Source organism: Thermostichus sp. OS-CIW-30 (assembly GCF_054060215.1).
Genome location: NZ_JBSSCZ010000022.1, coordinates 46,795 through 61,028, shown reverse-complemented (window position 1 = coordinate 61,028; position 14,234 = coordinate 46,795). Strand labels below are relative to the sequence as shown.

Annotated in this window: 9 protein-coding genes and 1 pseudogene; 5 read left to right on the top strand and 5 right to left on the bottom strand. The window is 59.5% G+C overall.

Annotated features, from left to right (window positions below):
* Positions 1 to 103: 103 nt before the first annotated feature.
* Entirely contained in the window at positions 104 to 1,021 is a 918-nt protein-coding gene (locus ACVWZF_RS10335; protein ID WP_457411394.1) for a histone deacetylase family protein, read from the bottom strand.
* A 131-nt stretch (positions 1,022 to 1,152) separates the two neighbouring features.
* Between ACVWZF_RS10335 and ACVWZF_RS10330 the strand changes: the two genes are divergently transcribed.
* The gene (locus ACVWZF_RS10330; RefSeq protein ID WP_457411392.1) at positions 1,153 to 3,069 is read left to right on the top strand and encodes a serine/threonine-protein kinase; all 1,917 of its coding nucleotides are present in this window, start codon (positions 1,153 to 1,155) and stop codon (positions 3,067 to 3,069) included.
* Positions 3,070 to 3,072: 3 nt separating this feature from the next.
* Positions 3,073 to 5,427, top strand: a complete 2,355-nt coding sequence (locus ACVWZF_RS10325; protein ID WP_457411391.1) for a transglycosylase domain-containing protein — start codon at positions 3,073 to 3,075, stop codon at positions 5,425 to 5,427.
* A gap of 147 nt (positions 5,428 to 5,574) precedes the next feature.
* On the opposite strand, the pseudogene ACVWZF_RS10320 reads toward ACVWZF_RS10325, so the two are convergent.
* The 3 genes and pseudogenes from ACVWZF_RS10320 to ACVWZF_RS10310 form a co-directional block, all read right to left on the bottom strand.
* A pseudogene (locus tag ACVWZF_RS10320) lies at positions 5,575 to 5,849 on the bottom strand (YccF domain-containing protein); the annotation flags it as partial.
* Positions 5,850 to 6,216: 367 nt separating this feature from the next.
* Positions 6,217 to 7,497, bottom strand: a complete 1,281-nt coding sequence (locus ACVWZF_RS10315) for an MDR family MFS transporter (RefSeq protein ID WP_011432585.1) — start codon at positions 7,495 to 7,497, stop codon at positions 6,217 to 6,219.
* A 90-nt stretch (positions 7,498 to 7,587) separates the two neighbouring features.
* The gene (locus tag ACVWZF_RS10310; RefSeq protein ID WP_457411389.1) at positions 7,588 to 8,781 is read right to left on the bottom strand and encodes an RNA-guided endonuclease InsQ/TnpB family protein; all 1,194 of its coding nucleotides are present in this window, start codon (positions 8,779 to 8,781) and stop codon (positions 7,588 to 7,590) included.
* A 997-nt stretch (positions 8,782 to 9,778) separates the two neighbouring features.
* Here ACVWZF_RS10310 and ACVWZF_RS10305 point away from each other — a divergent pair.
* Positions 9,779 to 10,012, top strand: a complete 234-nt coding sequence (locus ACVWZF_RS10305) for a zinc ribbon domain-containing protein (RefSeq protein ID WP_457392703.1) — start codon at positions 9,779 to 9,781, stop codon at positions 10,010 to 10,012.
* Positions 10,013 to 10,178: 166 nt separating this feature from the next.
* On the opposite strand, the gene ACVWZF_RS10300 is transcribed toward ACVWZF_RS10305, so the two are convergent.
* Complete coding sequence (locus tag ACVWZF_RS10300; protein ID WP_011432587.1) at positions 10,179 to 10,697, bottom strand: HNH endonuclease; 519 nt, start codon at positions 10,695 to 10,697, stop codon at positions 10,179 to 10,181.
* A gap of 155 nt (positions 10,698 to 10,852) precedes the next feature.
* Here ACVWZF_RS10300 and ACVWZF_RS10295 point away from each other — a divergent pair, with 155 nt between their 5' ends.
* Together ACVWZF_RS10295 and pip are read left to right on the top strand one after the other, a co-directional pair.
* Positions 10,853 to 13,060, top strand: coding sequence for a glycoside hydrolase (locus ACVWZF_RS10295; protein WP_457411388.1), 2,208 nt, complete (start codon positions 10,853 to 10,855; stop codon positions 13,058 to 13,060).
* 27 nt (positions 13,061 to 13,087) lie between these two features.
* Positions 13,088 to 14,038, top strand: a complete 951-nt coding sequence (gene pip / locus ACVWZF_RS10290; RefSeq protein ID WP_414329348.1) for a prolyl aminopeptidase — start codon at positions 13,088 to 13,090, stop codon at positions 14,036 to 14,038.
* Positions 14,039 to 14,234: the final 196 nt, after the last annotated feature.

Genomic DNA, 14,234 nt, shown 5'->3' with positions numbered 1-14,234 from the left:
CTCGTTTTGACAAATTGGCCAGGAACTTCTTGAGTTTTCTCTATCTCGTCAGTGCTCTCTTTTGGCTCAAATGAAAGATCAACACAACCTAGTTTGCCCCCGGCTAGAGACGGTATTGGCGGTACACTTCGCTGGCCGCTCGGTGCAGCAGGGAGTGGCGATACACAAGGCGGTCGAGGTCTTTGCCGTAGCCGCCGCCGATGACGCAGGCGACAGGATAGCCCTGCTTTAGGCAAGTATTCAGCACCTGCATGTCCCGCCGAAACAGGCCCTGGTCGCTAAGGGCCAGCTTGCCCAGGAGATCTTCCTCGTGGGGATCCACACCGGCATCGTAGAGCACCAAGTCAGGGCACACCTGAGCCAACAGATCGGGCAAGTGGTCGGCCAAAGTCTGGAGATAGGCTTCATCTTCCATGCCTACTGGCAGGGGCACGTCCAGGTCGCTCTGTTGTTTGGTGGCGGGGAAGTTGGCCTCGCAGTGCATGGAAAAGGTGAACACCCGCGGCTCGGAGCGAAAGATCCAAGCAGTGCCATCTCCTTGATGGACATCCAGATCCACGATCAAGAGCCTTTGCACCAGCCCTTGCTGCAGCAGGACTTGGGCGGCAATGGCCAGGTCGTTGAAGATACAAAAGCCGGAGCCGTAGCCGGGAAAGGCATGGTGGGTGCCACCGGCGGTGTTGCAGGCCAAGCCATGGCGCAGGGCCAATTGGGCGGTCAAGACGGTACCCCCCACCGCTCGACAGGTGCGCTGCACCAGCTCCGGGCTCCAGGGCAGGCCGATGCGCCGCTGCAGCTTGGCCTCCAGGGATCCCTCACAGTAGGCCCTGACGTACTCAGGGGTATGTACCGACTCAATCCAGGCGAGAGGGGGCAGCTCAGGGTGGTGCACTTGCTGGGGGCGGATCACCCCTTCCCGCAGCAGCAGCTCTTGCAAGAGGCGAAATTTCGGCATGGGAAAGCGGTGGTCCGGCGGCAGGGGGGCACTGTAGTCGGGGTGGTAAACAATTGGCAAAGACATCAAGGGCAACTGGATTGACGGCGGTGAGCATGGCCTATAACGGCTCCAGTGCTTATGGTAGAGGTAGCCCGCTCCTGCCGGATCCCTTCGCGAGGCTTGCAAACCTGTTCTCTGTACCGCCGCAATTCCCTATGTTTACTGCGTCGGATCCCTTTTTGGGTCGCCTCTTGGCTCAGCGTTATCGACTCGTACATCTGCTGGGACAGGGAGGCATGGGGCGAGTCTATTTGGCTCAAGATTTGCTCTTTGGTGGGGTGGAAGTGGCCGTCAAGCTGCTCTCCCAGCCGGCAATGGATCGGCGCACCCGCCTGCGCTTTGAACGGGAAGCGAAAGCCTGCGCGGCTTTGGGCCAAAAAAGCCTGCACATTGTCAAAGTCAATGACTATGGTATTACCCCCGATGAGGTGCCTTTCTATGTGATGGAATACCTGAACGGCAAGACCCTCAAGGATATTCTGGCCGCGGGGGCTTTGCCTTTGGAGCGCTTTTTCCGGCTGGCCCGCCAAATTGGCCTGGGGTTAAAGGCGGCCCACGAGGGGATCCTCATGGAAGGGCAAAGGGTACAGGTGATCCACCGCGATTTGAAGCCGGCCAATGTGATCGTGGTGGCCGATGACAGTTTTGGGGAACTGGCGAAGCTGGTGGATTTCGGCATTGCCAAGCTGCTCAACAGCCATGAATCTTTGAGCTTTACCCATGCCTACCTGGGAACGCTGGCCTATTCTTCCCCGGAACAGCTGGAAGGGTTGCCGCTGGACGTCCGTTCCGACATCTACAGCTTCGGGATCATGCTGTACCAGATGGTGTCTGGCCAGATGCCCCTCAAGCCCACCACCGAATCTTTCCCGGGCTGGTACCAGGCCCACCACAAGCACCGGCCCATCCCTCTAGAAGACTGGGGACTGAAGTTTCCGCTGCCCGCCGGTTTGTCTGACTTGATCCTCGGTTGCCTGGCCAAAGATCCTGCCGCCCGCCCGCAGTCGGTGGCCAATGTGTTGGCGGAGCTGGAGCACATTCAAGCCAGAGCACAGGGATCTATTGCCCCTCAGGTCCCAGTCGCCTCGTCGGAAGAGGCTGCCTCTGGCCCACTTTCTGGAGGTCTCCCTGCCGCTGCGCCGTCCTTGGTTACAGCCGGTACTCTGCGGCTCAGGCCCTTGACGGCGGCCACGGAGGTCGAGAACGGGGGATCCCTGCTTTGGGTGCGCCTGATTCCCTTTCTGATGGGCGGGCTGCTGGGCTGGGTTTTGGTGAGTTGGCAATGGGGACAGTTGCTGCAGCGCCCCTCGGCCCCCCGTGTTTCCGGGCCAGGATCTCGTCCGGCAGTGGAAGATCCCATTGCCCCAGAGAATGCCCATCCCCTGTCTGAGGAGAGTGGTTCGAGCGAGGAGCCGCCGCTGGAGGGGATCCCTGAGTTCCTTGTTTTGGCTTCAGAGCGGAGCAAACGGCGGGATCCCGCGCCGGAGCTGGAACCCTACACCCGGAGCGAGCCGGTGTTTCGCGCCTTTCCCCTGGAGACTTCCCGCGAGACGGTACGGGCCAGCCTGGGATCCCCCAACCAGCAGGGGCAGGGCGCTTGGCCCAATACCGTGTACGACCTGTACCGCTTTGGCGGGGTGGACTTGGGCCTCACCTACGACGAATCCAGCCTGGCCCTGCGGCAAACCGAAGCCACCGTCACCGATGGCGTACCCACCCCTCAAGTGGAAGGCCTCTTGGAGGATATGCTGCAAGCCCCCTTGCCTGCTCAACTGCAGCGAGAACTGCAGGCTGTGCGCGAGGGACGTTCCGGGCGAGTGCAATTCCGCGTTGGCCCCTGGGCCGGCAGGATCGAACGCAGCGCCCAAGGCCATCTTTACATGGCCCTCTGGGATCCCACGCTGCCCAGCGGTGCTCCACCACCTTCCCCCTCCTCTCCCACCCTACCCCCGGCTGCCCCCGTTGCCCGGCCTCCCAAAGCCCGTAACCTCAATTCAGCAGCAGGCGGCCCTCGTCCCGGCCAGACCATGCAGGAGCTGCTGCGCCGTGCGCGCGAATTGCGGGGGGACTGAGCCATGTCTGCTTCTGAAGACAAAAAGCCGCTGTTGGGCACCGTCGCTCGCTTCTTCAAAACCCTGGCCAGGCCCTTCCCTATCGGGCCTACAGCTCTCCTCAAACCCCCCGAACCTCCTCCCCCCAAGCGCCCGGTGCGCCTGCGGATTACCTGCCCGGGAGAGCCCCCCCAGGTGGTTGCCCTGAAGGGATCCGACATTCTCGGTCGCAGCCAGACGGTGGCCACCATTCGCATCCCTGCCCCCGCGGTGAGCCATCTCCACGCCCACATCCGTCCCCGCCCGGATTGGCGCCTGCCCGGTCTGGGTTGGCGGATCCCGTTGCCCCCTATTCTCTACTGGCTGGGGTGGAATGCCGGTCGCTACCAGCTAGAAGATCAAGACTCGACCAACGGCGTTTTCCGCCTCAAACCCTTCGGTGGTGTCGAGCGGGTGCGCCGGGTGATCTTGCGGCATGGCCAGCAACTGAGCCTTGGCCCGCCTCGGGATCCGGAGAGCGTGGCCATAGAGGTGCTGGATCCACCCCCACCACAGGTGTATGGGGTGCGTGGCTGCCTCATCCTGATGGTGGTCTTGGGGCTGGGGGCAAGGATTTGGATCGGCCATGAGTGGAGCAAGTTCTCAGTGGAGCCACCCCTCTCCGCAGATCGCAACCCCCTGATCGTCCTGGCCGGGGATCAGCAGACGGAGCTGCGCCGCCATCAGGGGGACACCTACCGGGAGCTGCCCAACCTAGAAGCTTTTGGGCCGATTTTGCCCAAGGTGGTGGTCGCCGCCGAAGATCACCGCTTTTACTCCCACTTTGGGGTGGATCTGCTGGGCATTGCCCGCGCCTTTTGGGTGAACCTGCGCTCGGGGGAAGTGCAGCAGGGGGGCAGCTCCATCAGCCAACAACTGGCCCGCACCGTGCTGCGGGACTACACCGGCTCCGGCAACACCTTCGGGCGCAAGCTGCGGGAGGCCGTCGCTGCCCTGAAGCTGGAACAGCGCTACAGCAAAGACGAAATCCTCGCTCTCTACCTCAACAATGTTTACCTGGGCAACGGCATCTACGGCTTTGAAACTGCTGCCCAGTTCTATTTCGGGATCCCAAGCCGCCAGCTCAGCCTTTCCGAAGCTGCGACTCTGGCGGCCATTTTGCCCGCGCCCAACGCCTTTAACCCCGTCGCCAACTATGATGCCGCCGTTCGAGGCCGGGATCGGGTGTTGGATCGCCTGAGCGAGCTGAAAGTCTTCCCCGAAGAGGAGATTCGGCGGGCCCGGCGCAGTCGCCTCACCCTCAACCCCAATTTGCGCTCCCAAACCATGACAGTTGCTCCCTACTTTTACAGCGCTGTCTTCCAGGAGCTGCGGCAGCTTTTGGGCCAAGACCTCTCGGCAGAGGGCAACTTCATCATCGAAACCACGGTGCATCTGCCCTACCAGCGTTTGGCAGAGCAAGTCCTGGCCCAAACGGTGCGCGAGTCGGGATCCCGCTTGGGCTTCAGCCAAGGCGCTTTGGTCAGTCTCGACAGCCGCAACGGCGAAGTGCTGGCTTTGGTGGGCGGGATCGACTACAACGCCAGCCCCTTCAACCGGGCTACCCAAGCTCAAAGGCAGCCGGGCTCCACCTTCAAAGTGTTCACCTATGCGGCTGCCCTCACCCAGGGGATCCCTCTCTCCCAAGTGTTGTCTTGCGAGCCCCTCACCTGGGGCAACCTCACCTTTCGGGGCTGTCGCTCGGGATCGGCCCCTATGGATTTGGCCCGCGGCCTGATCCTCTCCGAAAACGTGATTGCCCTGCGGTTGGCCCAACAAGTCGGTCTAGAGCAAGTGGTGGCGACGGCCCGGCAAATGGGCATCCAATCGCCGTTGCAACCCTATCCTTCTATGGTGATCGGCACCATGGAGGTGAACTTGCTGGAGTTGACAGCGGCCTTCACTCCTTTTGCCAATCGTGGCCTTTGGTCAAGGCCCCACACCATCCGCCGCATCTTGGATAGCAGCGATTGCGCCAACCCCAACGACTTTCGCACCTGCCGTGAGATTTACCCTGGTCGGGAGGATCCCCGCTCTCAGCGACTTGTCCTGCCAGAAACCGTCGCCCAACAGATGACAACCGTACTGCAAGGGGTGATCAGCTCCGGCACCGGCACTGCTGCCCGGCTCGGCATTGGAGAAGCCGGTAAAACCGGCACCACCACCGCCAACAAGGATCTGCTCTTTATCGGCTACACGCCCAACCCTCCCCTGGTGACCGGCATTTGGCTGGGCAATGATGACTCTAGCCCAACACGAGGAAGCAGCAGCATAGCCGCTCAAACTTGGGGAAATTACATGAGACAAGTCATTACCAATAGTTTGACGATGGTTCAATAGAGCAACTCCGAGAGCAGCCTTGGCAATTGGCAACCCCAAATCCTGACAACCCGACAGAAAACTCTCCTGCATCCCAAGTGAGAAATGCCTAATAACCAGTTTGGCCGTACCCCTCAATAAACCCACAATCTAGGTTCACCCACTTTCTCAGCGCAGATCTCGGCCAAAGGGCAACAACGACAAAATAATTAACTTCATGTGTTGTTTGGCAAAGGGGATCCCAACAATGGTGATTGCCAGAATCACAGCCCAGAAGAGATGGTTAAGCACCAACGGCCAGCCAAACAGCAATAGCCAGATGACGTTAAAGATCAGCAGCAGCGGGCTGTTGGCATCGGGATACTCCACCACTTTCTTTCCGAAGGGGGCAAGAACCCCAGTTTGATGCTCTGCCAGCCAAAGGGAATGCCGATGATTGTCAGCTAGAAATTGCAGGAGCCCCGCACTGTACCCGTAGGGTCGGTGTCGGGAGGAATGCTATAATAATACTGCGGACACCAGAAACGGCTGTTTAGGGCACTGGTAACGGTCGATTGGGGGTGCTGTAAACCACCCCAGAGGCTCGTGGTTGGCTTGCTAACTGCAGGGCTACTAAAAGCCCGCTCCGTACCGCCTAGCGGTTGGTGTCGGGTAGTTTACGCAAAGGCTCAGTCCTCTAAGATGTAGCCCAAACCTGTCAGCTAGAAATTGCAGGGTACAAGAGCAGAACTAGCCTTCCTGTTCGACATCCATACTCTAACCAGCTGTTGGCCAAGACTGGGATCCCAAAATCTGCTTCTTTCCTGGGCTCTAGCGTTCTGCGTCACCGAGGGGAGCGGGCTCCATCACCGGAGGCACTGCGGCCCTATTCACCTTGCAGGGCAGAATGCGGTTCAGAAAGCGGAGGATCCCCCAAACCCAACTGACGGTGATCACCCAAAAGATCCACAACCCGCTTGCCCACGGTTGCGGCAAGTCCAAGGCCATCCCCCCAATCATTGGGCCAAGAGCAAACCCCGCCGCCCAGCAGAGGGAGTTGACCGACAGATACACCCCCCGCAAGTGATCCGGCGCCAAATCCGCCACCAAAGCAGAGGCAGAGGGGTTGTAGCTCACCAACGCCAAAGAGAGCACCGCCAGCGCCAAGACTGCCACCGCCGGGGCCGGAGCCCCCAATTCCGCCGCCAGACCGCTAAGCCAAACCAAAAGAAATCCCACCCCCCACATCAGGGCGGATCCCTGCAACCCTTGGATGCGCGTCCGGCGATTCAACCAACGGGCCACCGGCATCTGCAGCAGAGCGATCAAGGCCCCATGCAAGGCAAACAAAATGCCGATTTGCACCTCTGGGATCCCTACCCCATTGCGGAAGTAAAGGGGCATGCTGCTGCTGAGCTGGGCCACATAGGTGGTGAACAGGATATTCGACAGGCCAAACACCAAAAGGGAGCGATCTCTAAGGGCGGTTTTCCAACCTGCCAACACAGGCTCTGCTGCCGGACAAGTCGCCCGAGTTTCCCGGATAAAAAACCAAAGTACTGCCAGAAAGATTAGAAAAGTGACACCGTCGATTACAAACAAGAGCCGATAGGCCCCCGTCAGAGCCACCAGCGTGCTGGCCATAGCCACCCCAAGGCTGAGGCCCAGGTTATCCCCCAGACGGTTGAGAGCGTAGGCTTCGTTGCGCTGCTCACGAGTGGTTAGATCTGCTACAATCGCTTCCGCAGGCGGCCAGTACAACCCCTGCCCCAAGCCTGCAGCCATATTGGCCAGGGCAAAACTCCAGAAGTCATAGGAGAGCGCAAACCCAAACGACCCCAAGGTGGAAATAGCCAGAGAGAGGATCAAAGTGGAACGGCGCCCCCAAGCTCCATCGGCCATCGAGCCGCCCAGGATGCGGCCAAACACCCCGGCAAAAGCCATAATGCCTAGCCCCAGGCCCACTTGGGTGGCGGTCAGCCCCACCTGATTCACAAAAAAGAGACTGGCATAAAACAAGGTAAAGCCGGTTCCAGTTTGGGAAAGCAGCCGACCGATAAAGATCAGCCAAACCTGAAAACTGAGCTTCGGCCACCAAGAAGGGATCCACATGTTGAGTGCAGCAGGGGAGGGCCTACCTAGCCTACGGGATCCCGATCCTTGAGGCCAGGGCAAGGAGCCTGCTCTGACAAGTAAAGTAAACTACCCGACCCTGACTGCTTCGCAATACAAAGCGGGCTTTCGGCAGCCCTGCAGTTGGCAAGCCAACCACGAACCTCTAGGCTGGTTTACGGCAGCCCCCAAAAGCGCAATCACCTTCGCACCGTTAAAATCCGCATCCCCTTCCCAACCGCAGTGCCCGCATTTGAACTGCTTACCCTTGCGACAGGATTGAGCGGAGTCGGGATGAATATGCAGGCACTTGTGGCAGATCTGCGAGGTATAGGCCGCAGGGACAGCTACCACTTTGACACCCGCCCTCACAGCCTTGTATTCGATAAACCGCCGCAGCTGGTAGAACGCCCAGCTATTGCTACGCCGCCGCTCCTCACGACTGCGGGGGTGTTGATTGGTGCGTTCTCGAATGCCGCTTAAGTCCTCAATGGCAATGCAGGCAGAAAGAGACTGAGCTGCTTTAACGATGCGCTTAGCGATACTGTGGTTCACCCAAGCTTGAAAGCGTCTCTCCCTGCCAGACAGCCGTTGCAGCAGTTGACGGCATCGCCGCCTGCAACTGCGGGTGCCCTTACTGGCCTTGCGCTGAAGAGACGCTCTTAACCGACAGTAGTGATCTCGGACTTTGTTCAGCTGCTGTCCATTCCAGTTGTCTCCTTCGGAGGTATGTGCAATGTCTCGCCGTCCCAGGTCAACACCAATCACCTTGTCGGTGTTCTGTTGCTTGGGGGGCTCTGCCTCGACACAAATCTGGATGGAGTAGGAGCCGTCTTTGCGCTGGACTAGGGTGGCCGATTTGGGGTTAGAGCCAGCCAGCATTCCCCTCTGGTAGTTGCCAATGGCTAGCTCAAAGCGTTCTCTTCCATCAACCGTGGCAAGCGACACTGTCCAGTCTTTCTCGCGAAACGAGAAGATACGTGCATCGTAGGTAACGAACCTACGCTTGAACTCTTTAACTGGACGGTTGCGCTGTCTCGCCACTTTGCGAGCGCCTGCCACCCGTCTGCAGACCTGCTGGGCCAGATTACTGGACAAGCCAAACCGAGCGCGAATCTGGTAATAGCAAAGGGACTGGAGTTTGACTGCGTTGACTACTTTTTCTGGTGTGTTTTGGTTGACCCAGTTCAACGCCTGCACAAAGGCATCCATTGTCGCATCCAACTTTGCGGCTTGCGACTGGGACACCTTGAGCTTGCAGGGGACGGTCAGGACTTGGGTCATGGTTCTATCATAACTTCCGCATTCCTCCCGACACTGACCCTACGGGTACAGTGCGGGGCTCCTGCGATTTCTAGCTGAAAATTTGTGCAGCCAGGCTTGATGTTCGTTGCCAGAAGGCTCTTCACCCAGCGAGCCAGCAGACAGGGCAACCCATTTCCCCAACTCCAATCGCGTCAGCGGGACGGAGTCCAATATATTCGCTCAACAGCCGCGCCAACTTATAAACTCGATAATCGAGCTGCACTAAGCTACTTTTCATCTGCCCCAAAACACCCAGTCCTCTTCTGAGCCGACTTACAACCTTTCCCAAAACCTGCTGAGCAGGAAGCCAACCCCCACCTTGCTTGCTGCAGCCGAGGTGCAAGTTCCCTTTGCCCACAACAGAGCACCTGTAGCTCAGCCGCAAACCTGGACAAAGCTAGAAGAAGCTGTGCCTTACAGTTCTAGTACCAACAATTTTAACTAACGGGGGTGCGGGGGCAATAGGTCCCATGCTCTAGCCGCAGGGTGAGCACTGGGATACATGGATCCCCGCCATACCCCTGAGCGAAATCTGTAGTAAAGCCTACTTATGCTGGCGGTAACCTACAAGTACTGGGCTTATCCAGATGCCTCCCAACAAACCAGCTCACGGGCGGACGACGGGGATTGACCTGGTTTTGGAGCAATTCCTGACGACTTCAGAGGGCGCTTTTGGGAACGGCCCAAGGGCTTCAAAGCCCTGCAAGGCCAGCTGAGAAGGCTGCAACCCAGGGGGGCGAGAAAACAGCAGGGGTCTTGCCACTGGAAGAGAGCACCACTGCAGGTTGCCAGGATGCAGCAGGGCATTGCCAATGGTTGCCAAGAGTTTCATTTCCAGAGGGCCCATTGGCGTTGAGACCGAGGGCAGACCCTCTCTATCTTTTCTTTGTGGAAGATCTTTGTGGAAGACCTCAAGGCCAAGGGCTGGGCAAGGGGGATGTTGCCCAAGGATTGCGTCGAGGCTGCCTGGGGATAGATTCTCTGCCTTCTGAAGTGGGTTTGCTGGAAGGGTGGGGTGGACTTTGCCAAGGTTGACCCCAAAGGAAGCGGCCAAATCGGTTGCAAGTGCTGGGGGATGGTTAGCAACAGCTGGGCTGTCGGGGGGCCTCAGTGCCCTGAATGCCGGTACCGGGTGCATCGGGACTCAGCCTCAGCCTTGGGAACTGTGCTGGGTGGATTAGAGGTTGTTTTGCGAGCTGGCAGTGCCTAGGGGGGAGGCTGGGGAAGGGGAACCGCCTGTCCAGTTGTTCTGTCGGGGGTTGTAGACCCAGACAAGTGGCGTGGGGCAGGAATGCCCGACCGCGAGGTAAGGACTCCGTCCTGCTGACGGGAAGGGTGGCCCGCGCTCTGTCCATAGGATGAGCGCCGGGAGGATGTCACTCTTGCCGACTTTGGTGTTCGCGCCAGAACTGCTCCGCAAAAGCCACCGTCGGGTGGAGAGGGGCACGGGGTTTGCTGCGCAGGGGCATGTTGGCTTCTTCAGGGGTGCGGTTGCCCTTGCGTTGATTGCAGCGTTCGCAAGCCGTCACCACATTGTCCCAACTGTGGGATCCCCCTTTGGAGAGGGGCACGACATGATCCAAGGTCAAATTGTGGGTGGTGCCACAATACTGGCAGGTGTGGTGATCCCGCCGCAAAACCTCCCGCCGATTCACAGGGGGCACGCGCCAAGCGCGCTCTTTGCCCTTGATGGTCAGGCGAATATGTTCGGGCACTTCAATGACCTGGCTGGGGGAGCGCACCTTCCACACCGGCACATTCATCATCGAGAGCGGTTCGGCTTTGCCTGTTAGCAGCAGCACGATTGCCCGCTTGATATTGACCCGGCTGATGGGCAAATAGTTTTGGGAAAAGACAACGATCGACTGTTCCAGAAGGTGGGTAGCGGCAGTCATGGCTCAGCTCTTCCTTTTGCCGCCATTCTCCTGAGGAATCTTGCGAATGGCAAGCTTTTCCCCACCGGCAGCGCTCAGACATTCAAGAGTTTCTTACGATCGCGAGCCAGACAGATGGGCTAGTATCCGGGTGATGGTTGGATCCGGTACCGCCCATGACCTACCCGCTGCACGTCGCCCTGGTTTGGCACCAACACCAACCCCTCTACAAAAGTCCGGTGGCGGGTAAATATCGCATGCCTTGGGTGCGCCTACACGGGATCAAAGATTACCTGGACTTGGTCTTGCTGCTGGAGCGCTATCCCCGCTTGCACCAAACGATTAACCTGGTGCCCTCCCTGATTCTACAGATCGAAGAGTATGTGGCCGGCTCGGCTTTTGATCCTTACCTGGAACTGACCCTATCCCCTGTCGAAAAGCTCAGCCCCGATCAACTGCGCTTTGTGGTCGAGCGCTTCTTCGACAGCCACTACCCCACCATGATCGAGCCCTATCCCCGCTATCGGCAGCTCTACAACCAACGGGAATCTCAGGGGGTGAACTGGTGTCTGCAGTACTGGACTCCGCAGGACTTCAGCGATCTGCTGGCCTGGCACAACCTGTCTTGGTTTGATCCTCTCTTTCAGGAGGATCCTGAGATTGAGGGCTGGATCAAAATGGGATCCGGTTTTACCCTGGCGGATCGGCAGCGGATCTACGCCAAGCAACAACAGATCCTCGGCGCTATCCTGCCCCAGCACGCCAAACTGCAGAGCAGCGGCCAACTGGAACTGACCACCAGCCCCTATACCCACCCCATCTTGCCCCTGTTGGTGAGCGAGCGCTCGGCGCGGGTGGCTCGGCCAGGGTTGCCTTTGCCTCGCTACCCCTTTCACTGGGAGCAGGATGTCCACAGCCAACTGGAGCGGGCTAAGCAGATCTATCGGGAGCGCTTTGGCCGGGATCCGCGGGGCCTGTGGCCTTCCGAGCAATCCGTAAGCCCTGCCATTGTGCCGATTGTGCAAAAACAGGGCTTTGAGTGGATCATCTCCGACGAAGGGGTTTTGGGGTGGAGCCTGGGCCAGCCTTTTCATCGCGATGGGCAGGGCCACATTCTGGAGCCGGAGAAGCTCTACCGCCCCTACCGCCTGGAAACCGAGCGGGGGGATTTGGCGATTGTCTTTCGGGATCACCGCCTTTCGGATTTGATTGGCTTCAGCTACAGCGCCATGCCCGCCGATGCTGCCGCCAAAGATCTCATTGGCCATCTGGAGAGCATCCGCAACCGCCTGCCCCAGGAGCAGCCCTGGCTGGTGACCATCGCTCTGGATGGGGAAAACTGCTGGGAGTACTACCCCCAAGATGGCCGGCCCTTCTTGGAAAACCTTTACACCCGCCTCAGCCAGCACTCCTCCCTGCGGCTGGTGACCGTTTCGGAGTTTCTGGATCAGTTTCCGCCCACCGAGTTTTTGCCGGCAGAGCAACTTCACAGCGGCTCCTGGATCGAGGCAGATTTCACCACCTGGATTGGGGATCCCGTCAAAAACCGCGCTTGGGAGCTCTTGGCTCAGGCCCGCCAGGTGATTCAGGATCATCCCCGCGCCAATCCCCAAGCCTGGGAAGCCCTCTGGGCCGCCGAGGGATCCGATTGGTTCTGGTGGTTTGGGGCAGGCCACTCTTCCGCCCATGATGCCGTTTTCGATCAGTTGTTTCGGGAGCACCTGCAGGCGCTCTACACCGCTTTGGGAGAGGCAGTGCCGACCGTGCTGCAATTTCCCCTAGAGGATCATGACGGCCTAGGGGATCGTCTGCCGCAGGGGTTTATCCACCCGGCCATCAACGGTCGTCCGGCAGAACGGGAGTGGAGCCAAGCGGGGCGGGTGGAGATTGGAGCGGCCCGAGGCACCATGCACCGCAACAGCGCCGTTCGCCGCCTCTGGTACGGGTTTGATCACTTCAACCTCTACCTGCGGCTGGATTTTAACTCGGTGGTGCAGCGGCCCAAGCAATTGCTGGTGCTGTGGTTCTACCCCAACCGTGTCACCGTCAACAGCCCCATTCCCCTGCAGGGGTTGCCGGCAGAAGCTCCTCTCAACTACCACTACCGCCACCTGCTGCAGCTGTCGCTGCCGCCGCCTGGCACCGGCCAGCATCCGGCGGAGGTGCAAGCTCAGCTCTTGCAAGCAGGGGAGTACCACACCTGGCACGCCATCGGCCATCAAGTGAAGGCGGTGGTGGATGCCTGTTTGGAGGTGGCCATCCCCTGGAGCAATTTGGGCGCCCAGCCGGGTCAGGAGCTGCAATTTGTCATCCTGGCCGCGGATGGCGAGACCTTTCAGGAAGGGATCCCGCCCAAGGCCACCATTGCCCTGCGCAGACCCTGAGAGTGATGACCAGCAGAGCTTCAAGTTATGTCGCGCGATCTCTATCCCCCCATCGAGCCCTACGATCAAGGCTTTCTGGCGGTTTCCTCCCTCCACACCCTGTACTACGAGCAGTGCGGCAACCCGGCAGGCAAGCCGGTGGTGTTTTTGCACGGGGGGCCTGGAGGCGGGATCGATCCCATCTACCGGCAGTATTTCGATCCCAGCCGCTGGCGGGTGGTGCTGTTCGATCAGCGGGGTTGCGGGAAAAGCCGCCCCTATGCCGAGCTGCGGGAGAACACCACCTGGGATCTGGTGGCGGATATCGAGAAGTTGCGCCAGCATCTGGGCATTGATCGCTGGTTTGTGTTTGGGGGCAGCTGGGGCAGTGCCCTTGCCCTGGCCTATGGGCAAACCCACCCCCAATCCTGCCTAGGGTTTGTCTTGCGGGGCATTTTTCTCTTGCGCCCTTTTGAGCTCCGCTGGTTTTACCAGTCGGGGGCCGGCTACTTTTTCCCCGACGCTTGGGAACATTACCTGGAGCCGATCCCTCCCGAAGAGCGGGATGACCTGCTGGCAGCCTACCACCGCCGCCTAAACGACCCAGATCCCCAGGTACGGCTGAGGGCAGCTCGCGCCTGGTCCGTCTGGGAGGCCAGCACCAGCAAGTTGATCCCCAGCCCAGAGCTCATCGAGCGCTTTGGTCGGGGAGAGTTTGCCGAGGCCTTTGCCCGCATTGAGTGCCATTACTTTGTCCACGGCGGTTTTTTGGATCCGGAGGATCAGCTCCTCAGGGGGGTGGGACGGCTGCGGCATCTGCCGGCGGTGATCGTCCAGGGGCGCTACGACGTGGTGTGCCCGCCCATCTCTGCTTGGGAGCTGCATCAGGCTTGGCCAGAAGCAGAGTTTCGGATGATCCCCGATGCTGGCCATTCCATCACCGAGCCCGGAATCCGCACCGCCCTCCTGGAAGCCACCGATCGCTTTGCCGGTTTGTGAGCCCCGCCGAGCCAACCCAGTGCTGCCAGGGATCCCAAGACCTTGAAGAATTGCTACAGGAAGGCCGGCAAAACCTTGGGATCCAGCCCAGAAGCACGGCCAAGCCTATCGACAGTTGGCGATTTTGGGTTTATCACTGAGGGAGGGGCGGTGCAAGCTGCCCACACCTGGCTGGTGCATCCACCCAAGTGCTTCG

Excerpts from the sequence above, each read along its gene's own strand:
- ACVWZF_RS10335 (WP_457411394.1), bottom strand. The coding sequence starts at position 1,021 with ATGTCTTTGCCAATTGTTTACCACCCCGACTACAGTGCCCCCCTGCCG.
- ACVWZF_RS10330 (WP_457411392.1), top strand. The coding sequence starts at position 1,153 with ATGTTTACTGCGTCGGATCCCTTTTTGGGTCGCCTCTTGGCTCAGCGT.
- ACVWZF_RS10325 (WP_457411391.1), top strand. The coding sequence starts at position 3,073 with ATGTCTGCTTCTGAAGACAAAAAGCCGCTGTTGGGCACCGTCGCTCGC.
- ACVWZF_RS10315 (WP_011432585.1), bottom strand. The coding sequence starts at position 7,497 with ATGTGGATCCCTTCTTGGTGGCCGAAGCTCAGTTTTCAGGTTTGGCTG.
- ACVWZF_RS10310 (WP_457411389.1), bottom strand. The coding sequence starts at position 8,781 with ATGACCCAAGTCCTGACCGTCCCCTGCAAGCTCAAGGTGTCCCAGTCG.
- ACVWZF_RS10300 (WP_011432587.1), bottom strand. The coding sequence starts at position 10,697 with ATGACTGCCGCTACCCACCTTCTGGAACAGTCGATCGTTGTCTTTTCC.
- ACVWZF_RS10295 (WP_457411388.1), top strand. The coding sequence starts at position 10,853 with ATGACCTACCCGCTGCACGTCGCCCTGGTTTGGCACCAACACCAACCC.
- pip (WP_414329348.1), top strand. The coding sequence starts at position 13,088 with ATGTCGCGCGATCTCTATCCCCCCATCGAGCCCTACGATCAAGGCTTT.